Annotated in this window: 16 protein-coding genes; 14 read left to right on the forward strand and 2 right to left on the reverse strand. The window is 72.1% G+C overall.

The window, feature by feature from the left end:
* Positions 1–2: 2 nt before the first annotated feature.
* Positions 3–1211 (reverse strand): GNAT family N-acetyltransferase, encoded by a 1209-nt coding sequence (locus N864_RS24135; RefSeq protein ID WP_081793626.1) that lies wholly within the window; start codon positions 1209–1211, stop codon positions 3–5.
* 74 nt (positions 1212–1285) lie between these two features.
* On the opposite strand from N864_RS24135, the gene N864_RS23620 reads away from it, so the two are divergent.
* The 3 genes from N864_RS23620 (at position 1286) to N864_RS09415 (ending at position 6058) form a co-directional block, all read left to right on the forward strand.
* Entirely contained in the window at positions 1286–2338 is a 1053-nt protein-coding gene (locus tag N864_RS23620; RefSeq protein ID WP_051518402.1) for a GNAT family N-acetyltransferase, read from the forward strand.
* Positions 2339–2405: 67 nt separating this feature from the next.
* Positions 2406–4253, forward strand: a complete 1848-nt coding sequence (locus tag N864_RS09410) for an ABC transporter ATP-binding protein (RefSeq protein WP_034715877.1) — start codon at positions 2406–2408, stop codon at positions 4251–4253.
* 2 nt (positions 4254–4255) lie between these two features.
* A complete protein-coding gene (locus tag N864_RS09415) occupies positions 4256–6058 on the forward strand; it encodes an ABC transporter ATP-binding protein (RefSeq protein WP_034715878.1) in 1803 nt (600 codons plus the stop codon).
* Between the two features lie 43 nt (positions 6059–6101).
* Here the strand turns inward: N864_RS09415 and N864_RS09420 are convergent, their stop codons facing one another.
* A complete protein-coding gene (locus tag N864_RS09420) occupies positions 6102–6611 on the reverse strand; it encodes a VOC family protein (protein WP_034715879.1) in 510 nt (169 codons plus the stop codon).
* A gap of 85 nt (positions 6612–6696) precedes the next feature.
* Here N864_RS09420 and N864_RS09425 point away from each other — a divergent pair, with 85 nt between their 5' ends.
* From N864_RS09425 to N864_RS09475, 11 genes are all read left to right on the forward strand, one after another.
* Complete coding sequence (locus tag N864_RS09425) at positions 6697–7515, forward strand: AraC family transcriptional regulator (protein ID WP_034715892.1); 819 nt, start codon at positions 6697–6699, stop codon at positions 7513–7515.
* 16 nt (positions 7516–7531) lie between these two features.
* The gene (gene hisI / locus N864_RS09430) at positions 7532–7900 is read left to right on the forward strand and encodes a phosphoribosyl-AMP cyclohydrolase (RefSeq protein ID WP_034715880.1); all 369 of its coding nucleotides are present in this window, start codon (positions 7532–7534) and stop codon (positions 7898–7900) included.
* A gap of 26 nt (positions 7901–7926) precedes the next feature.
* Entirely contained in the window at positions 7927–9486 is a 1560-nt protein-coding gene (locus N864_RS09435) for an anthranilate synthase component I (protein ID WP_034715881.1), read from the forward strand.
* The gene (locus tag N864_RS09440; protein ID WP_034715882.1) at positions 9486–10067 is read left to right on the forward strand and encodes a Trp biosynthesis-associated membrane protein; all 582 of its coding nucleotides are present in this window, start codon (positions 9486–9488) and stop codon (positions 10065–10067) included. The genes N864_RS09435 and N864_RS09440 overlap by 1 nt, the downstream gene beginning before the upstream one ends.
* 103 nt (positions 10068–10170) lie before the next feature.
* Positions 10171–10443 carry an HGxxPAAW family protein gene (locus N864_RS09445; protein WP_034715883.1) on the forward strand — a complete coding sequence of 91 codons (273 nt, stop codon included), beginning with the start codon at positions 10171–10173 and terminating at the stop codon, positions 10441–10443.
* A 5-nt stretch (positions 10444–10448) separates the two neighbouring features.
* Positions 10449–11258: an indole-3-glycerol phosphate synthase TrpC gene (trpC, locus tag N864_RS09450; RefSeq protein WP_034715884.1), complete on the forward strand. Its 810-nt coding sequence runs from the start codon at positions 10449–10451 to the stop codon at positions 11256–11258.
* A 2-nt stretch (positions 11259–11260) separates the two neighbouring features.
* The gene (gene trpB / locus N864_RS09455) at positions 11261–12511 is read left to right on the forward strand and encodes a tryptophan synthase subunit beta (RefSeq protein ID WP_034715885.1); all 1251 of its coding nucleotides are present in this window, start codon (positions 11261–11263) and stop codon (positions 12509–12511) included.
* A complete protein-coding gene (gene trpA, locus N864_RS09460) occupies positions 12508–13311 on the forward strand; it encodes a tryptophan synthase subunit alpha (RefSeq protein ID WP_034715886.1) in 804 nt (267 codons plus the stop codon). The genes trpB and trpA overlap by 4 nt, the downstream gene beginning before the upstream one ends.
* Entirely contained in the window at positions 13308–14348 is a 1041-nt protein-coding gene (gene lgt / locus N864_RS09465) for a prolipoprotein diacylglyceryl transferase (protein WP_081793628.1), read from the forward strand. Before trpA ends, lgt begins: the two co-directional genes overlap by 4 nt.
* Before the next feature lie 149 nt (positions 14349–14497).
* Positions 14498–19051: a glutamate synthase large subunit gene (gene gltB, locus N864_RS09470; RefSeq protein ID WP_034715887.1), complete on the forward strand. Its 4554-nt coding sequence runs from the start codon at positions 14498–14500 to the stop codon at positions 19049–19051.
* Positions 19044–20501 (forward strand): glutamate synthase subunit beta, encoded by a 1458-nt coding sequence (locus tag N864_RS09475; protein WP_034715888.1) that lies wholly within the window; start codon positions 19044–19046, stop codon positions 20499–20501. The genes gltB and N864_RS09475 overlap by 8 nt, the downstream gene beginning before the upstream one ends.
* Positions 20502–20513: the final 12 nt, after the last annotated feature.

A 20513-nucleotide genomic window follows, 5' to 3' on the forward strand; every position in this document is an offset into this window, starting at 1 on the left:
GGCTAGAGGTCTGACGGGCGGGGCCGTAGGGGCGTCAGGTCGTGGCGCACGGTCTGGATCACGGGTCGCAGCTCGACAACCGACTCGACCGACCCGAGCTGCTGCAGCTCGTCGACGATGGTGCGGGTCGGGGGCACGAGGGCCAGCTCCCGGGCTTCAGCGCGGCTCACGAGCTCGTCGAGGGGCAGCCATTCCGAGCCCGTGGCTTCCGTCGTCGTGTGGGCCAAGGTGTCCCGCTCGACCGGCAGCACGAAGAACGACACGTCGAAGCGCTTCCCGTAGCCGACCGGAGTCACCCACCGGTCCCACGGCACGAGCCGGCTCGGCGCGACGACAACGCCGGTCTCCTCGGCCAGCTCCCGCACCGCCGTGGCGAGGAGCGTCCTGGTCTGCTTCTCGGCAGTCCCGCCATCGCCGTATGCCGTGTGCCGCCACCGTCGGCCCTGCTCACTCACGAGGTCGGCGGGCAGAGCGAGGGTCCCGGCCGTCTCGTGGTCCTGCGGGTCGACCCTCCCGCCAGGGAAGACGACGGCACCGGGCACGAAGTCCATGGTCGACGCGCGGTGCTGGACGAAGACCTCGAGCCCGTGCGGCCCGTCGCGCAACGGGATGACGCTGACCGCCGGGATCGGTGTCGGTGCCTCGACGAGGGAGCGCTGCATCGCGATGCGGCGACCGTGCCTGTCCAGGCCGAGGCGCTGCTCAGTGTGTCGGAGGGGGCGGAGCGCCTTCACCACCGCGTCGCCGCGCACGTCCGGTGCGTCGAGGTCCAGCTCCCGGAAGCCGTGCCGCTCGTACCAGGGCCCGTTCCACGGGACGTCGGCATAGGTCATCAGGGTGATCGCCTCGTGTCCGCGCTCGAGCGCCACGCCGAGGGCAGCGAGCAGCAGCATGGTGCCGAGCCCACGACGCCCCGCCTCCGGGTGCACGGACAGCTGCTCGAGGTGCAGTTGGGGGCCTTGGTCGGTGTCCAGCTCGAGGACATGGGCGAAACCGACGGCGGGCTGGCCGACGACGAGGAGGAAGCCGCGTTCCCGTGCGCGCTCCGGCCCGGTCGGTGGCGGCGGCCAGTCGGACAGGTCGAGAACGGTGCCGAAGCTGTGGTCCGCCGCGACCTCGATGTCCTGGAGCCGGTCCAGGTCCTCGGCGCCGGCCAGTCGGACGCTGGTGACGGAGAGACGGCCCCGTCGCGTCGAGATGGGCACGGTCATGGGTGTCATCCTTCCAAACGCGAGAGGGCAATCCGGTGGCAGCGCGGTGGACCGGGCCACTAGCGTCGGTCGACGTGGTCGACCTCATCCTGCCCTCCGTCGAGCTCGCGGCCGAGTGGTGGGACCTGGTAGACGAGTTCGCCGGCGCCCCGGTTCACGGCTCAGGGCTGCACGACCGGTCGGAGCACGAGCGCGAGCCCGCCCAGTTCGCCGCCTGGGTCCGCAGCCGTGTGGAGGCGAGCCGACCGGAAACCCCGGTGGGAGTCGGAAAGGTGCCTGCCGACTACTGGTGGATCCGCCACGAGGGCGAGCTCGCCGGCACCATCACCCTGCGCCACGACCTCACCCCAGCCCTGCTCCTCGTCGGCGGCCACATTGGCTATGCCGTCCGTCCCCGTCTGCGGCGACGGGGCATTGCCTCCACGGCGCTCCAGCTCGTCCTCGCGCGGGCCGGAGCCCAGAGGCTCGACCCCGTCCTCATCACGTGCGACGACGACAACATCGGCTCGGCCCGCACGATCGAGGGAGCCGGTGGGGTCCTCGAGGACGTGCGCGGCGGCTCCCGCCGCTACTGGGTCAGCACCGGAGCGGCAGCGAGACCCCTCGGAGCCGCTCCCATCGAGACGGCCCGCGCGACGTTGGCCACGTTCACGCGGAGCGAGGTGGGCGGCATACTCATCGGGCGCCGCCAGCCGGGCTGGGACCCAGCCTTCCCCCGCGAGGACGACGGGGATGCCGTGCGCATGGCCACGGAGGGAGATCCGTTCGCAGCCCGCGCGATTCGTGATCGCCGGACTGGCCTCGTCGTCGGGACGATCGGCTGTGCCGGGCCGCCGACCGCGCACGGACGAGCCGAGATCGGGTACGGGTTGGTCGAGACGGCACGGGGACGAGGCCTGATGACGGACGTGCTCGCGGCCTACCTGGGTGCCCTGCGCGCGTCAGGTGTCGCGGAGGTCGTCGCCCACACCGAGGTCGACAACGTCCCATCCGAGCGGGTGCTCGCCCGGACCGGGTTCAGCCGCGTGTGCCGGGAGCCCCAGCCGGACGGCCCGGACCAATGGCTGTGGCGGCTCGTCACCGCTCGACGCGGCGCGGCGCCGTTCGGCCGGGCCGCGGAGTCGTGAGAGGCTCGACCTTCGTGTCCGACGCGCCAACCACCCGTCATCCTCGTCCGCTGCGGAGCAACCACTCGTGACCACTCTGCCGACCCGATCCAGCCTGCGCCAGGGGCTGTCCGTCGTCCGGCGGGGCGTCCGCGACGAGCCCCGCTGGTTCGCCCTTGCGGTCGTCGGCAGTGCCGTCTACGGCGTCATGACATCGATGACGGCCTGGGCCATCGGCCACGTCACCGACACCGCCATCGCACCGGCCATCGAGGCGCGCCACGTGACCGCGGGACAGCTCTGGTACATCGGCGGCACGATCGCGCTCGTCGTCCTCGCGACCGTCGTCGGCGTCGTCGGCCGGCGCATCGCCGGCGGCGTGGCGATGTACAACCTCGGCGCCCGCTACCGGCGGCTCGTGACGAGGCAGTACCTCCGGCTGCCGCTGAGCTGGCACCACCGCCACCCGTCCGGCCAGCTGCTGTCCAACGCGAACGCCGACGTCGAAGCCACGTGGAACGTCTTCGCGCCCCTGCCGATGGCGATCGGCGTCCTCGTCATGCTCGTCTTCGGCGTCGTCCAGATGGTCGTCGTCGACCCCGTCCTGGCGATCATCGGCCTGACGGTCTTCCCGATGCTCTTCGCCGCCAACGTCGCCTTCCAGCGCGCGATGTCCCCTCGAGTGACGCGGGCACAGCAGCTGCGCGCCGACGTCTCAGAGGTCGCCCACGAGAGCTTCGAGGCGGCGCTCATCGTCAAGTCACTGGGCCGCGAGGACTTCGAGACGGAGCGGTTCCGGCACGTGACGAACGAGCTGCGCAACGCCAACATCGAGGTCGGCCGCACGCGCGGCCGCTTCGACCCGGCCATCGAGGCCATCCCGACCCTGGGCACCCTGGCCGTGCTCGTCGTCGGCACGATGCGGGTGCGCGGCGGCCAGCTCTCCGCGGCCGAGGTGGTGCAGATCGCCTATCTCTTCTCGATCACGGCCTTCCCCGTCCGGGCGCTCGGCTGGGTGCTCGCGGAGCTGCCCCGCGCGGTCGTCGGCTGGAACCGTGTGGCGGCGGTCCTCGAGGCGCAGGGTGCCATGGGGTACGGCGAGCGCAGCCTGCCCACGGGTGCCGCCAGCCGGCTCGCGGCCGAGGGCGTCTCGTACGCGCACGAGGTCGTCACCGAGTCGGGCGAGCTCGCGCGCAACCCCACCATCCGCGGGGTCACGATCGACGTGGCGGCGGGTTCCACCGTCGCGCTCGTCGGCCCGACGGGCAGCGGCAAGTCGACGCTGACCGAGCTGATGATGCGCCTCGTCGACCCCGACACCGGTGAGGTGCGGATCGACGGGGTCGACCTGCGCGAGGTGCGCCGAGGCGGCGTCTCCGAGGTCGCGGCCCTGGTCGCGCAGCAGACCTTCATGTTCGACGACACGGTCCGCGGCAACATCACGCTCGGCGCCGATCACCAGGACGACCGGGTCTGGGCCGCCCTCCGCGTGGCTCAGGGCGATTCGTTCGTGGCGCGGCTGCCCCACGGCCTCGACACCAGGGTGGGGGAGCGGGGCGGGACTCTCTCCGGCGGCCAGCGCCAGCGAATCGCCCTCGCGCGGGCGGTGATCCGCGACCCGCAGCTGCTGGTCCTCGACGACGCCACCTCCGCGGTCGACCCCAGTGTGGAGCAGGCGATCCTCGCAGGGCTCCGGGAGGCGAGCAGCGGCACCACCGTGCTGGTCGTCGCCTACCGAATGGCCACGATCCTGCTCGCGGACGAGGTCGTCTACGTCGAGGCCGGACGTGTCGTCGACCACGGCCGGCACGACGAGCTGATGGCCAGGTGCGCCGGGTACGAGCGCCTCGTCACCGCCTATGCCCGGGAGGCGGCGGAGCGCGAGGCGATCGCCGCCGACGAGGAGCCCGCCGAGGACGAGGGGGTCCGGCTGTGAGCATGCGCAACGCGCCGCTCGTCGACCACGGTGGCATCGCGTCCGGCGGGGAGATGACGACGTGGCAGACGCTGCGACGAGGGCTGGTGCTCTCTCCGGAGCTGCGCAAGGGGATCGGCGTCACCGTCCTCTTCGCCGTGCTGTCGACCCTGGGACGGATTCTCGTGCCCTTCGTCGTGCAGCGCACGACGGACGACGGCATTCTCGCCCCCGGTGGCGCGGACGTCGACGTCGTGATCCGCTGGGTGACGGTCGCCCTCGCCGGGGTCGTCGTGACCGCCCTGTCCGCCTACTTCGTCAACGTCCGGCTGTTCCGCGCCTCCGAGAGCGGGCTGGCCACCCTGCGGGTCAAGGCCTTCCGGCACATCCACGACCTCGCCATGCTGACCCAGAGCACCGAACGACGCGGCAGCCTGGTCTCGCGCGTGACATCGGACGTCGACACGATCTCGATGTTCGTCCAGTTCGGCGGGCTGATGCTCATGATCAACCTCGCGCAGATCACGCTCGCGACGGTCCTCATGTTCATATACAGCCCCGTGCTCGCCCTCGTCGTCTGGGCCTGCTTCGTGCCACTCTTCATCATCATCCAGAAGTTCCAGGGCATCGTCGGGCGCGCCTACACCCGAGTCCGCGAACGGGTCGGCGACATGCTGGGCGCGATCTCCGAGGCGGTCGTCGGAGCGCAGGCGATCCGCGCCTACGCCGTCGAGGACCGCACCGCGGAGCGGATCGACCGCACCGTGGAGGAGCACCGCAGGGCGGCGATCGGCGCGCAGGCCCGCTCGGTCCTCGCCTTCACCTCGGGCCAGTTCGTCTCTGGCCTGACGACGGCCGTCGTCCTCGTCGTCGGGACCGTCCTCGCCGTCAACGGCCGCCTCACGCTCGGTGAGCTGCTCGCCTTTTTGTTCCTCGTCAACCTGTTCACCCAGCCGGTCCAGCAGGCGACCGAGATCCTCAACGAGATGCAGAACGCGGTCGCCGGCTGGCGGCGGGTCATCGGCATCATCGACACGCCCGCCGACGTCGCCGACCCAGAGGACGGGATCGTTTTGCCGCGCGGCCCCATTCGCGTCGCCTTCGAACACGTCGGCTTCGCCTACCCGGGCGGCGAGCAGGTGCTGCACAACGTCGACCTGGCGATCGAGCCGCGGTCCCGGGTCGCCATCGTCGGCGAGACTGGCTCGGGGAAGTCGACGCTGGCCAAGCTGCTCACCCGACTGATGGACCCGACGACCGGCCGCGTCCTCATCGACGGCACCGACCTTCGGCGGGTCAGCTTCGCGTCGCTGCGCCAGCGCGTCGTGCTCGTGCCGCAGGAGGGGTTCCTCTTCGACGGCACCCTGCTCGACAACGTCCGCTTCGGCCGGCCCGAGTCGACCGAGCAGGACGTCCGGCTCACCCTCACCGAGCTCGGCCTCGACGGGTGGCTCGCCACGCTCGCCCAGGGCCTGCACACCGAGGTCGGGCAGCGCGGCGAGTCGCTGTCCGCAGGAGAGCGCCAGCTCGTGGCCCTGGCGCGCGCCTACCTCGCCGACCCGGACCTGCTCGTGCTCGACGAGGCGACCTCGGCCGTCGACCCGAGCACCGAGGTCCGGCTGCAGCGAGCGCTCGACTCCCTGACCCGGGGCCGCACGAGCATCGCGATCGCCCACCGGCTGTCCACGGCGGAGGCCGCAGACGAGGTGATCGTCGTCGATGCGGGCCGGGTGGTCGAGCGGGGCCACCACAGCGAGCTCGTCCGGCGCGGTGGCGTCTATACCGGGCTGCACGCCTCCTGGGTGGCCCAGCAGCAGGCGCTCTGAGCGCCGAGGGGAGCTGCGCTCCGGGCCCCGTTGGACCCACCCATCAGCCCTGCTGGGCGGCCCACTCGGCGACGCGTCGGGCGCTCTCCTCCTCCGACAGGTCCTCCACCCGGGTGAGGACGGACCACCGCACCCCATAGGGGTCCCTGATGCTGGCGAACCGGTCGCCCGAGACGAAGTCGGTGGCCGGCTCGCGGACGGTGGCACCGGCGGCAACCGCGCGGGCGACGACGTCGTCGACGTCCGGGCAGTAGAGGCCGATGGAGTAGCACACCTCGTCGCCGTCGGGCGGGGCAACGAGGTGGAAGGCGGCGGTCGGCTCGCCGAGCTGGAGGTGGCCGTTGCCGAAGTCGAGCTCGGCATGTGCGACGACTCCGCCCATCTCCGTCACGTCGACGACGCGGGCACCGAACACCTTGCGGTAGAAGGCGATCGCGCCCCGGGCATCGGGGATGGCGAGGAAGGGTGTCAGGGTCGTGAGCCCGTGTGGCACACCGTTGGTCGTGAAGCGACCGGACGTGGTGCTGGTGGTGGCGGTGCTGGTCTCGTTCATGTCCTCGACGCTAGGGAGCGACGACGCCGCTGGGCTTGGAGATTCGCGACAGGTCGTTGTCGCCCGGCGCACCTACCCTGTCGCCATGACCGGATCGGCGCGCGGCGTCCTCTACCCGGAGCGGCTCCCGACGTTCCACCGCCTCACCCCGCCCGCGCCCGCCGCCGACCTCGTCCGCTGGTTCTGGGTCCCCGAGTGGGACCTCCCGCCGGGCCGCACGTCCCGGCAGGACACCATCGCCTACCCGGCCAGCAACCTCGTGGTCGAGCCGGACCTCGTTGGGTTCGCCGGCCCCACCACGCACCGGTCGCACCGCGACCTCACCGGCCGGGGATGGGCCGTCGGTGCCCTGCTGCGGCCCGCCGCGGTGCCCGCGTTGGTCGACGACCCCGGCAGCACCCGCGACCGCTACCTGCCGCTCGACCTGCCCGACCTGCACGCCACCGTCTGTGAGGCGATGCGGAGCGCCAGCGACAGCGCCGTCACGCGCGGCAACGCCAGCGACGACGGCGACGTCCGGCGCACCCGTGCCGTCCAGTGCTTCGCCGACTGGTTGCGGGCCCGCGTGCCCAGCATCTCCGCCGAGGCGCTCCTCGCCAACACGATGACCGACCTCATCGACGGCGACAGCACCGTCCTGCAGCTCGAGGACGTCGCCGCCCGCCTCGCGGTCTCGCCGCGAACCGTCCAGCGCCTGGCCAGGCGCTACGTGGGCCTGCCGCCGGCGGCCATGATCCGCAGGCGTCGCCTCCAGGAAGCGGCCGAGCGCATCCGGACCGAGCCGGGTCTCGACCTGGCCGCCATCGCCGCAGACCTCGGCTACGCCGACCAAGCGCACCTGACGAACGACTTTCGCGCCGTCCTGGGCCACACTCCGAGCCGCTACCGCCGCGAGTCGTCCTGACCGGCACAATGGCCGCGTGACCTCGTCTCCCGTCCTCGACCCGACCATCGCTGACCTGCTCAAGCGCGACGACCACGGCCTCGTCGCCGCCGTCGTGCAGCAGCACGACACGCGCGAGGTGCTCATGGTGGGCTGGATGGACGAGGAGGCCCTGCGCCGCACCCTCAGCGAGGGCAGGGTCACCTTCTGGTCCCGCAGCCGCCAGGAGTACTGGCGCAAGGGCGACACGAGCGGGCACGTCCAGTGGGTCAAGGGAGTGCGGCTCGACTGCGACGGCGACGCACTGCTCGTCCTCGTCGACCAGGAGGGCGCTGCCTGCCACACCGGCGACCGCACCTGCTTCGATGCCCGGGTGCTGCCCGCCGTCGTGGGTGACGGACAGTGACAGCAGCACCGACGCCACCAGCCCGTATGCCGCTCACCCCGGTCCAGCCGGAGGCTGACCTCACGTGGGGGGTGACCTGGCCCTCCCTCGAGGAGTTCACCGAGCTCGCGCTCGCCGGTGACCGTCGTGTCATCCCGGTCGTGCGCCGGGTGCTCGCCGACGCCGAGACGCCGGTCGGCGTCTACCGCAAGCTCGCCAAGGACGCACCGGGCACCTTCCTGCTCGAGTCGGCGGAGCACGGTGGCGTCTGGTCGCGCTACTCGATCGTCGGAGCGCGGGCCGAGGCCACCCTGACCGAGCGGGACCGGCAGGCGCACTGGATCGGGGAGGTGCCGGTCGGCCTGCCCACCAGCGGCGACCCGACGGAGGCCCTCCGGGCCACCGTCGAGGCGCTGGCCACCGCTCGGATCGCGGGCCTGCCGCCCCTGACAGGCGGCATGGTCGGGGCGATCACCTATGACGCCGTCCGACACTGGGAGGCCGTGCCCGACACGGGCGAGGACCGGCTCGACCTGCCCGAGCTGGCGATGATGCTGACCACCGACCTGGCCGTCTTCGACCACAGCGACGGCTCGTTGCTGCTTGTTGCCAACGCGCTCAACCGCGACGCGACCGACGAGCGGGTCGAGCAGGCCTGGGCGGACGCCGTCGACCGTCTCGACCGGATGACCGGCGAGCTCGCCGCACCCGCCGAGAGCACCGTGTCGACGATCAGCCCGGTGAGCCAGCAGCCGGCGAGCAGCCACAGCCGTCCCGAGTTCGAGGCGGTCGTGGAGCGGGCCAAGGAGGCGATCCGGGCGGGTGAGGCGTTCCAGATCGTCGTGTCCCAGCGGTTCTCCGTGCCGTGCGCGGCCGACGCCCTCGACGTCTACCGGGCGCTGCGGGTTTCCAACCCGAGCCCCTACATGTACCTCCTGCGCCTGCCACACCCGGACGGGTCGTCCTACGACGTCGTCGGGTCGAGTCCGGAGGCCCTCATCAAGGTGGCCGGCCGCCAGGCGATCACCCATCCCATCGCCGGCTCCCGGCCGCGCGGTGCCACCCCGGAGCACGACGCACACCTGGCCGAGGAGCTGCTCGCCGACGCCAAGGAGCGAGCCGAGCACCTCATGCTCGTCGACCTCGCACGCAACGACCTCCAACGGATCTGCCGCGCGGGCAGCGTCGACACCATCGACTTCATGTCCGTGCGCCGCTACAGCCACATCATGCACATCGAGTCGACCGTCGTGGGCCAGCTGCGCGATGGGTGCTCCGCCTACGACGCGCTCGTCGCGACCTTCCCCGCGGGCACCTTGTCCGGCGCCCCGAAGCCACGCGCCATGGCCCTCATCGACGACTACGAGCGCCTACGGCGCGGTCTCTACGGGGGAGTCGTCGGCTACCTCGACTTCGCCGGGGACCTCGACATGGCGATCGCCATCCGCACCGCATTGATCAAGGACGGCCAGGCGCACGTCCAGGCCGGTGCCGGCATCGTCGCAGACTCGGTCCCCGGGCTCGAGTACGACGAGACGGTGAACAAGGCAGCGGCCGCCCTGCGGGCCGTCGCGGCGGCCGAGGGCCTGCGGACGGTGGCCCGCTGATGGCGGGCAAGCGCCGGGCCACGCTGGTCGTGGCGGTGCCGGCGGCGGTCCTGGCCACCCTGTCCACGCAGACCTGGGCGACCGGCCGCGCCAACGACGTCCTCAGCCACGGGCCGACCTCGGTGACCGGCACGGAGGCGATGCCCGGCGTCATCGGCCTCGCCATCGTCGCCGTTGCCGCGCTGCTCGCGATCATGACCGGCGGACGCGTGATCCGAGCCGTCTCGGCCGTCCTGCTCGTCCTCGCCGCCCTCGGCGCCCTGGCCCTCGTCCTGCTCGTCGCGCTGCGACCGACCCAGGTGGTGGCTGATGCGGTGGCGCGCGCCCTGGCCCGGACGACGGCTCCCGGGGCCACTGGCAGCCCGACGGTCATGGTGTGGCTCGCGTTCGTGGCGGCCGTCGCCCTGGTGGCCGGAGCCGCCCTCGCCGCGTCGTGGAGCCGGGGATGGGGAGGCCTCAGCGCACGGTACGAGCGGGGCGCGCGACCCGCCGCCGGACCCCGCGGCCAGGTCCGGAGCACGTGGGACGACCTCACCGAGGGACGCGACCCGACAGCCGCCGACCGCCCACCCGACGACTGAGCCCTGCGGCGTGTCGCGCCGGGGGCGGCCCTTGCCCGACACACCCACACACACCTGACACAATGGGCCCCGCGTAGACGTCATCCACCGGAGAGAGTGAGTCATGGAAGAAGAGCACGAGGACCACGGCCACAGCGTCGCCGCGTGGACGTTGGTCTCCATCGTCCTCGTCGGGTGCATCATCGCCGCGATCGCCGTCGTCATCCCGAGCGTCGTCCTCGGCATCATCGGGGCGGTCGTCATCGTCATCGGCGCGATCGCGGGCAAGGTCCTGTCGATGGCCGGCTACGGCAGCAAGGGCCACCCCACCCACGCAGAGACGCTCCTCGCCGATGCCCCACAGGAGTCGGGCGCCAAGACGCTCGGCCAGAGCTGAGCACGGTGGCCAACGTTCTCGACGAGATCATCGAGGGCGTGCGCGAAGATCTCGAGGCCCGGCGTGCGACCCTGCCCGTCGGCCGGCTCGAGGCGCACCTCGCCCACGTTGCGCCCGCCCTCGACGTCCTGTCTGCCTTCCGGGCAGCGCCCGGCGTCGCCGTCATCTCCGAGGTCAAGCGACGCAGCCCGAGCAAGGGGCACCTCGCCGAGATCCCCGAGCCGGCTGCGCTGGCAGCGGCCTACGAGGCCGGCGGGGCGAGTGCGATCAGCGTGCTGACCGAGCAGCGTCGGTTCTCCGGGTCGCTCGCAGACCTCGACGCCGTCCGCGCGGCCGTGAGGGTCCCGGTGCTGCGGAAGGACTTCGTCGTCGACCCCTACCAGGTCACCGAGGCGCGGGCCCACGGAGCCGATCTCGTGCTGCTCATCGTCGCGGGGCTGGACAACGTGCTCCTGCGTGACCTGCACAGCCAGGCGCTCGAGCTCGGGATGACCCCGCTCGTCGAGGTCCACGCACCGGACGAGCTCGACCGGGCCCTCGCCCTCGACCCCGTCCTCGTCGGGGTCAACGCGCGCAACCTCAAGACCCTCGAGGTCGACCCCCGCACGGTGCACGATCTCCTTCCACGCATCCCGGACGGTGTCGTCTCGGTGGCCGAGTCGGGTGTGACGGGGGTGCAGGACGTCGTGTCCTACGTGCGGTCCGGGGCCGACGCCGTCCTCGTCGGCGAGGCCCTCGTCACCGGTGGGCGGCCCATCGAGGCCGTCCGGGAGTTCATCGCGGCCGCGACCGCAGCACGATCCGAGCAGGAGTGAGCATGTCCCACGCCCCCGTCGGGCGGTTCGGCGGCTTCGGCGGGCGCTACGTCCCCGAGGCCCTGATCCCCGCCCTCGAGCAGCTCGACGAGGAGCGCCGCAAGGCCCGCGTCGACCCCGAGTTCGTCGGGGAGCTCGAGCGCCTGCACCGGACCTACACGGGGCGGCCGAGCATCATCACCGAGGTGCCGCGCTTCGCGGAGCACTGCGGTGGGGCGCGGGTCATCCTCAAGCGCGAGGACCTCAACCACACCGGGTCACACAAGATCAACAACGTGCTCGGGCAGGCCCTGCTGACGAAGCGGATGGGCAAGACCCGGGTCATCGCCGAGACCGGGGCCGGCCAGCACGGCGTCGCCACGGCCACGGCCGCGGCCCTGCTCGGCCTCGAGTGCGTCGTCTACATGGGCCGCAAGGACACCGAGCGGCAGGCGCTCAACGTCGCCCGGATGCGGTTGCTCGGAGCCGAGGTCGTCGCCGTCGAGCACGGCAGCCAGACGCTCAAGGACGCGGTCAACGAGGCGTTCCGCGACTGGGTCGCCAACGTCGAGACGACGCACTACGTCCTCGGCACGGTGACCGGCCCCCACCCGTTCCCGGAGATGGTCCGGGACTTCCATCGGGTCATCGGCGTCGAGGCCCGCCAGCAGGTCCTCGACCTCGTCGGACGCCTGCCCGACGTCGTCTGCGCCTGCGTCGGCGGTGGCTCCAACGCCATGGGGATCTTCCATCGGTTCCTCGACGACGCCGAGGTGCGCCTCGTGGGCCTCGAGGCCGGCGGGTCGGGGATCGCGTCGGGCCACCATGCCGCCCGGTTCTCGACCGGCGAGCCCGGCGTTCTGCACGGCGCCTACACGTTCGTGCTCCAGGACGAGGACGGCCAGACCATCGAGTCGCACAGCGTCTCCGCCGGTCTCGACTATCCCAGCGTCGGCCCGGAGCACGCCCACCTCCGCGAGACCGGCCGTGCGGAGTACCGGCCGATCACCGACGACGAGGCGATGGAGGCGTTCGCGCTGCTCTCTCGCACCGAGGGGATCCTGCCGGCCATCGAGAGCGCCCATGCGCTCGCCGGTGCCATGCAGCTCGGGCGCGAGCTCGGCCCCGACGCGGTCATCCTCGTCAACCTGTCCGGGCGGGGCGACAAGGACGTGCACACCGCCGCCCAGTGGTTCGGCCTGCTCGACGACTCCGGCTCGCCGGAGCCCGCCGTCAGCCCCGAGGACCCGACCGGGACGGGGGTGCAGCAGTGACGAGCGTCGCACCCGTGCTCCAGCGGTGCCGTGACGAGGGCCGGGCAGCCCTGGTCGGCTACCTGCCCGTCGGTTTCCCGACCGTCGACGGCTCGATCGAGGCGATGCGCGCCCTCGTCGAGTCAGGCGTCGACATCATCGAGATCGGCGTGCCCTACAGCGACCCGGTCATGGACGGGCCGGTCATCCAGGACGCCGCGGTGCGGGCCCTCGAGGCCGGCGTCCGGGTCGACGACGCGTTCACGGCGGCGCGTGCGGTCGTCGACAGCGGCGCAGCGGCGCTGGTCATGACGTACTGGAACCCGGTCCTGCGGCACGGGGTCGAGCGGTTCGCCGCCGACCTCGCCGACGCCGGCGGCTCCGGCCTGATCACGCCGGACCTCATCCCCGACGAGGCGGGGGAGTGGATCGAGGCCGCGGACCGGCACGGCCTCGACAAGGTCTTCCTCGTGGCACCCAGCTCGACGCCCGACCGGCTCGCCGCCGTGACGTCCGCCTGCCGAGGGTTCGTCTACGCCACGGCCGTCATGGGCGTCACCGGCGCTCGGGCGCAGGTGGGCCATGCTGCCCAGGATCTCGTCGCCCGGACCCGCTCCGTCACCGACCTGCCGGTCTGCGTCGGGCTGGGCGTCTCGACCGGGGCGCAGGCCGCCGAGGTGGGCCGCTTCGCCGACGGAGTGATCGTCGGGTCTGCCCTCGTCCGCTGCCTGACCGAGGCACCCTCGCCGGGCGAGGGGCTGGCCCGGCTGCGCAAGCTCGCGGCGGAGCTCGCCGACGGTGTGCGGGAGGCACGCGCATGAGCGCGCTGAGCGGCATACCGTCGCTGGTGTCCCTCACCACCGACATCCCGTCGCCGACGCAAGGCGTCTGGTACCTCGGACCGATCCCAATCCGTGCCTACGCGCTGTGCATCCTCGCGGGGATCGTCGTGGCCGTGTGGTGGACGGACCGGCGGCTCGTCGCAGGGGGCGCCCGCAAGGGGGTCGCGCTCGACATCAGCGCCTGGGCCGTCCCGTTCGGGATCGTCGGCGGTCGCATCTACCACCTCATCACCACTCCGCAGCCCTACTTCGGCCCCGGCGGGCACCCCATGGACGCGTTCGCGATCTGGAACGGGGGCCTCGGCATCTGGGGTGCCATCGCGCTCGGTGCGGTCGGTGTGTGGCTCGGCGGCAGACGGCACGGCGTGACGTTCAAGGACTTCGCGGACGCCGCCGCCCCCGGCATCCTCGTCGCCCAGGCGATGGGCCGGTTCGGCAACTACTTCAACAACGAGATCTACGGCGGGCCGACCGACCTGCCCTGGCGGCTCAAGGTCTACGAGTGGGACCAGGCGCTCGGCCACGCCGTGACGGACGCCTCGGGCCACCCCATCGTGAAGGGCTACTTCCACCCGACGTTCCTCTACGAGGCGATCTGGTGCATCCTGCTCGCCGTCGCGCTCGTGCAGCTCGGCCGGCACCGGCGGCTCGCCTCGGGCCAGGTCTTCGCCGCCTACGTCATGGGCTATCCCATCGGGCGGATCGTCATCGAGAACATGCGCAGCGACAGCGCCAACCACATCCTCGGCCAGCGGGTCAACACGTGGGTGTCGATCCTCGTCTTCCTGCTCGGCCTCGCCCTGTGGATCCGGTTCGGCCGGGCCGAGCGGTCCCCCTCGGCCGCAGCGGCCCCCCGGCCCGACGCGCCGGGCTCGACCGATGCGCCCGAGGGTCCCGCGGGGGATGCGGGAGACGACTCGCGGGAGCGGTCCGACGGTCCCCTGGACCGGGAGCCTGCGGCCCCCGGCGACGCCGCGGGCCGCAGGGCGTCCACCGAGGGGGACGGCCGAGCCTGACCCGTCCGCGTCCATCTCAGGATGCAATACGTCGCGTTCCGAAGGGCGGGACCACCGTCGCGCGGGAGTAGCCTTGCCGCACCTCACCGTGGCCGACGCCGTCCACACTGCCAGCATCGACAGGGGAACGATTCGGAAGGACGGTGACCATGTCGCCGCATGCCCGCTTCAGCGCCCAACCGGACGACTTCGGCCTGTACCGGCGCGAACACGAGCACGACGCCTGCGGCGTCGCGTTCGTCGCCACGATGCGGGGCAGCGCCGGCCACGACATCGTCGACCTCGCGCTGACCGCCCTGCGCAACCTGGACCACCGGGGCGCCACGGGTGCCGACCCCCTCGTCGGCGACGGGGCGGGCATCCTCCTGCAGGTCCCCGACGCGTTCCTGCGCGCCGTCGTGCCGTTCGACCTGCCAGCCGCCGGAGCGTATGCCGCTGGGCTGGCCTTCCTGCCCATGGACCCCGAGCAGCGGGCGGCGGCCAAGACGCGGATCGAGGAGATCGCCGCGACCGAGAACCTGCAGGTGCTCGGGTGGCGGGAGGTCCCCGTCGTCCCCGAGCTCGTCGGTGAGACGGCCCGCGAGTGCATGCCGCACTTCGAGCAGCTGTTCGTCTCGTCGCGGATCGGGCGTGCCGTCAGCCTCGGCCTCGACCGGCTCGCCTTCTGCCTGCGCAAGCGCGTCGAGCGTGAGACCGCGGTGTACTTCGCATCGCTGTCGAGCCGCACCCTCGTCTACAAGGGCATGCTGACGACGGGGCAGCTCGAGCCGTTCTTCCCCGACCTCAGCGACGCGCGGCTCACGACCCAGCTCGCGCTCGTGCACTCGAGGTTCTCGACGAACACGTTCCCGTCCTGGCCGCTCGCGCACCCCTACCGGCTCATCGCCCACAACGGCGAGATCAACACCGTCAAGGGCAACCGCAACTGGATGCGCGCCCGCGAGAGCCTGCTCACCTCCGACATCATCCCCGGCGACCTCGAGCGGCTCTTCCCGATCTGCACCCAGGGCGGCTCCGACTCGGCCAGCTTCGACGAGGTCCTCGAGCTGCTCCACCTCGGCGGCCGCTCACTGCCCCACGCCGTGCTCATGATGATCCCGGAGGCGTGGGAGAACAACGCCTCGATGGACCCGGCCCGGCGCGCGTTCTACGAGTTCCACTCGACGTTCATGGAGCCGTGGGACGGCCCGGCCAACGTCGCCTTCACCGACGGCACGCTCATCGGTGCGGTGCTCGACCGCAACGGTCTGCGCCCGGGCCGCTACACCGTGACGGAGGACGGCCTCGTCGTGCTCGCCTCCGAGTCGGGTGTGCTCGAGCTCGATCCCGCCACCGTCGTCAAGCGCGGCCGGCTCCAGCCGGGCCGGATGTTCCTCGTCGACACCGAGCACGGGCGCATCGTCAGCGACGACGAGATCAAGTCACAGCTGGCCGGCTCGCAGCCGTACTCCGAGTGGCTGCACGCCGGAATGATCCGGCTCGAGGACCTGCCCGAGCGGGAGCACGTCGTGCACACCGCCTCGTCGGTCGCCCGGCGCCAGCAGACGTTCGGGTACACCACCGAGGAGCTGCGGATCCTCCTGACCCCGATGGCACGCACCGGCGCCGAGGCGCTCGGCTCGATGGGCACCGACACCCCCATCGCGGTCCTCTCGTCCCGGCCCCGCCTCCTCTTCGACTACTTCACCCAGCTGTTCGCGCAGGTGACGAACCCGCCCCTCGACTCGATCCGCGAGGAGCTCGTCACCTCCCTGTCGACGACGATCGGCCCGGAGGGCAACGCCCTGTCCGCCTCGCCGGCGCACGCGCGCCAGGTCGTGCTCGACTTCCCGGTCATCGACAACGACGAGCTGGCCAAGATCGTGCACATCAACGCCGACGGGGACTTGCCCGGCTACGCCACCCACGTCGTCCGCGGCCTCTACGACGTCACGGGCGGCGCCGGCGCGATGCGCGAGCGGCTCGAGGAGATCTTCGCCGAGGTCTCCGAGGCGATCCGGCGCGGTGCCCGCTTCGTCGTGCTGTCCGACCGCGACTCGGGGCGCGACCTCGCGCCGATCCCGTCGCTGCTGCTCACCGCCGCCGTCCACCACCACCTCATCCGGGAGCGGACCCGCACCCAGGTGGGCCTCCTCGTCGAGGCGGGCGACGTCCGCGAGGTGCACCACGTGGCGCTGCTCATCGGCTACGGAGCCGCAGCGGTCAACCCCTACCTCGCGATGGAGACCGTCGAGGACCTCGTCCGCGGCGGCCACATCGAGGACGTGACCCCCGAGCAGGCGGTCCACAACCTCATCAAGGCGCTCGGCAAGGGCGTCCTGAAGGTCATGTCGAAGATGGGCATCTCCACGGTGGCGTCCTACCGCGGGGCGCAGGTCTTCGAGGCGATCGGCCTGTCCCAGGACCTGGTCGACCGCTACTTCACCGGCACGGTCTCGCAGCTCGGCGGCGTCGGTCTCGACGTCATCGCGAAGGAGACCGCGGCGCGGCATGCCCGGGCCTACCCGCCGGAGGGCGTCGCCCAGGCGCACCGCGTCCTCGACGTGGGCGGCGAGTACCAGTGGCGGCGCGAGGGCGAGCCGCACCTGTTCGACCCCGAGACGGTGTTCCGGCTCCAGCACTCGACCCGCACCCGTCGCTACGACATCTTCAAGCAGTACACCAACCGGGTCGACGACCAGTCGTCCCGTCTGATGACCCTGCGCGGGCTGATGGGGTTCAAGGCGCCCGGCCTGACCGGGCGGCTGCCCGTGCCGCTCGAGGAGGTCGAGCCGGTCAGCGCGATCGTCAAGCGCTTCAGCACCGGCGCGATGAGCTACGGCTCGATCTCCCAGGAGGCGCACGAGACGCTTGCCGTCGCGATGAACCGGCTCGGCGCCCGGTCCAACACGGGCGAGGGGGGCGAGGACCCGGAGCGGCTGCTCGACCCGGAGCGGCGCTCGGCGATCAAGCAGGTCGCCTCGGGCCGCTTCGGCGTCACGAGCCTCTACCTCACCCACGCCGACGACATCCAGATCAAGATGGCCCAGGGCGCCAAGCCGGGGGAGGGCGGCCAGCTGCCCGGCCACAAGGTCTACCCGTGGGTGGCCCGGACGCGGCACTCGACGCCCGGCGTCGGGCTCATCTCACCGCCCCCGCACCACGACATCTACTCCATCGAGGACCTGGCCCAGCTGATCCACGACCTCAAGAACGCGAACCCGGCGGCCCGCGTGCACGTCAAGCTCGTCTCCGAGATCGGGGTCGGGACCGTCGCCGCCGGCGTCTCCAAGGCGCACGCCGACGTCGTGCTCATCTCGGGCCACGACGGCGGCACCGGGGCGTCGCCGCTCACCTCGCTCAAGCACGCCGGTGCCCCGTGGGAGCTCGGCCTCGCCGAGGCACAGCAGACCCTCGTCGTCAACGGCTTGCGGGACCGGATCGTCGTGCAGGTCGACGGCCAGCTCAAGACGGGACGCGACGTCGTCATTGCTGCCCTGCTCGGCGCCGAGGAGTTCGGCTTCGCGACGGCACCGCTCGTCGTGTCCGGTTGCATCATGATGCGGGTCTGCCACCTCGACACCTGTCCGGTCGGGGTCGCGACCCAGAACCCCGAGCTGCGGGCCCGCTTCAGCGGGCGACCCGAGTTCGTCGAGACCTTCTTCGAGTACATCGCCGAGGAGGTGCGTGAGCACCTCGCGGCCCTCGGGTTCCGCTCCATCGAGGAGGCCGTCGGCCAGGTCGACGCACTCGACCTCGACAAGGCGATCACGCACTGGAAGGCGTCGGGCCTCGATTTGACCCCGATCCTCACCGTCGCGGCCAACCCGACCGGGGGCAGCCTGCACCACGCGACGGCGCAGGAGCACGGCCTCGAGAAGGCGCTCGACAACGAGCTGATCGCCCGGGCCCTGCCGGCGATCGAGGCGGGGGAGCCGGTCCGGAGCACCATCGCCGTGCGCAACGTCAACCGCACCGTGGGGACGATGCTCGGGCACCACGTGACCCAGGCGCACCCGGAAGGACTGCCCGACGGCACCATCGAGCTGACCATGACCGGCACCGCCGGCCAGTCGTACGGCGCCTTCCTCCCGCGCGGGATCACGCTGCGCCTCCTGGGCGACGCGAACGACTACGTGGGCAAGGGCCTGTCGGGTGGGCGCGTCATCGTGCGGCCCGAGAGTGAGGCCGCCCTCGTCGCCGAGGACAACGTGATCGCCGGCAACGTCATCGGCTATGGCGCGACGAGCGGTGAGCTGTTCCTCCGCGGCCGGGTCGGCGAGCGGTTCTGTGTGCGCAACTCCGGTGCGACCGCGGTCGTCGAGGGCGTCGGCGACCACGCCCTCGAGTACATGACGGGCGGCACCGTCGTGATCCTCGGGCCGACCGGACGCAACGTCGCCGCCGGCATGTCGGGAGGCACCGCCTATGTCCTCGACCTGCAGCACGACCGCGTCAACGGCGAGCTCGTCGACCTGCTGCCGCTCCGGCCGGACGACGAGACGACCCTGCGACACCTGCTCGAGCGGCATCTCGACGAGACGGACTCGGCGGTGGCCCGACGTCTGCTCGCCGACTGGGACGAGGCGCGGCATCGCTTCACGCTCGTCCTGCCCGCCGCCTACCAGCGCGTTCTCGACGTGCGCGCGGAGGCGGCTGCCGAGGACCTCGACGTCGACGGCACCGAGGTGTGGAACCGGATCATGGAGGCTTCCCGTGGCTGACCCGCAAGGATTTCTGAAGACCCGCGAGCGTGAGCTGCCGGCCCGGCGCCCCGTCCCCGTCCGCATCCGCGACTGGAAGGAGGTCTACGAGGAGCAGCAGCTCGACACGCTCCAGCGGCAGGCCGGCCGGTGCATGGACTGCGGCATCCCCTTCTGCCACAGCGGCTGCCCGCTCGGCAACCTCATCCCGGAGTGGAACACCCTCGCCTGGCGTGGCGACTGGGGTGGGGCCATCGAGCGGCTCCACGCGACGAACAACTTCCCCGAGTTCACGGGCCGGCTCTGCCCGGCGCCGTGCGAGACCGCCTGCGTGCTCGGCATCAACCAGCCCGCCGTGACGATCAAGCAGGTCGAGGTCACGACCGTCGAGCAGGCCTTCGAGCGGGGGCTCGTCGAGCCGCTGCCTCCGGAGCGCCTCTCGGGCAAGACCGTCGCGGTCGTCGGCTCCGGCCCGGCCGGCCTCGCTGCCGCGCAGCAGCTGACCCGGGCCGGGCACACGGTCGCCGTCTTCGAGCGGGCGGACCGTCCCGGCGGCCTGCTGCGCTACGGCATCCCGGAGTTCAAGATGGAGAAGTCGGTCCTCGACCGCCGGCTGCGCCAGATGGCGGCAGAGGGAACTCGCTTCCGCAACGGCGTCGAGGTCGGCGTCGACCTCACCGGCCCCCAGCTGCGCGACCGCTACGACGCGGTCGTCCTTGCCATCGGCGCCACGGTCCCGCGGGGGCTGGCGGTCCCGGGAAGCCAGCTGAGCGGCATACATCAGGCGATGGAGTACCTGCCCCAGGGCAACCGCGCCGCCCTCGGCGAGGAGGTCGAGGGCCAGGTCCTCGCCACCGGCAAGGACGTCGTCGTCATCGGCGGCGGCGACACCGGCGCGGACTGCATCGGCACGGCGCACCGGCAGGGTGCCCGGTCGGTCACCTCGCTCGAGATCTTGCCGATGCCGGGCGAGGACCGGCCGGCGAACCAACCCTGGCCGACCTACCCGCTCATCTACCGCGTCGCGAGCGCCCACGAGGAGGGCGGCGAGCGGGTCTATGCCGTGAGCACGACCGAGTTCCTCGACGACGGTGAGGGGCACGTGGCCGGGCTCCGGCTCGTCGAGGTCGAGCTCGTCGACGGGCGTCCGGTCCTCAAGGAGGGCACCGAGCGGGAGATCCCGGCTCAGCTCGTCCTGTTCGCCATGGGGTTCCTCGGCCCGCAGCAGGAGGGCCTGTTGCAGCAGCTCGGCGTCACTGTCGACGAGCGCACGAACGTCCAGCGCGACAAGAACTTCATGACCTCCGTCCCCGGTGTGTTCGTTGCCGGAGACGCCGGTCGGGGACAGTCGCTCATCGTCTGGGCCATCGCCGAGGGCCGGTCCGCGGCCGCGGGCGTCGACGCGTGGCTGACCGGCGCGACCGGCCTGCCGCGCCCGATCGCCCCGACCGACCGGCCGCTCACCGTCTGACCCGCGCCGGGG

Origin of the sequence: Intrasporangium chromatireducens Q5-1 (genome assembly GCF_000576575.1) — a bacterium.
Taxonomy (GTDB): domain Bacteria; phylum Actinomycetota; class Actinomycetes; order Actinomycetales; family Dermatophilaceae; genus Intrasporangium_A; species Intrasporangium_A chromatireducens.

Bases quoted from the DNA above. Each gene is read 5' to 3' on its own strand.
- N864_RS09415 (WP_034715878.1), top strand. From the start codon at position 4,256: ATGCGCAACGCGCCGCTCGTCGACCACGGTGGCATCGCGTCCGGCGGG.
- gltB (WP_034715887.1), top strand. From the start codon at position 14,498: ATGTCGCCGCATGCCCGCTTCAGCGCCCAACCGGACGACTTCGGCCTG.
- N864_RS09445 (WP_034715883.1), top strand. From the start codon at position 10,171: ATGGAAGAAGAGCACGAGGACCACGGCCACAGCGTCGCCGCGTGGACG.
- N864_RS09420 (WP_034715879.1), bottom strand. From the start codon at position 6,611: ATGAACGAGACCAGCACCGCCACCACCAGCACCACGTCCGGTCGCTTC.
- lgt (WP_081793628.1), top strand. From the start codon at position 13,308: ATGAGCGCGCTGAGCGGCATACCGTCGCTGGTGTCCCTCACCACCGAC.
- N864_RS24135 (WP_081793626.1), bottom strand. From the start codon at position 1,211: ATGACCGTGCCCATCTCGACGCGACGGGGCCGTCTCTCCGTCACCAGC.
- N864_RS09425 (WP_034715892.1), top strand. From the start codon at position 6,697: ATGACCGGATCGGCGCGCGGCGTCCTCTACCCGGAGCGGCTCCCGACG.
- trpB (WP_034715885.1), top strand. From the start codon at position 11,261: ATGTCCCACGCCCCCGTCGGGCGGTTCGGCGGCTTCGGCGGGCGCTAC.
- N864_RS09435 (WP_034715881.1), top strand. From the start codon at position 7,927: ATGCCGCTCACCCCGGTCCAGCCGGAGGCTGACCTCACGTGGGGGGTG.
- N864_RS09440 (WP_034715882.1), top strand. From the start codon at position 9,486: ATGGCGGGCAAGCGCCGGGCCACGCTGGTCGTGGCGGTGCCGGCGGCG.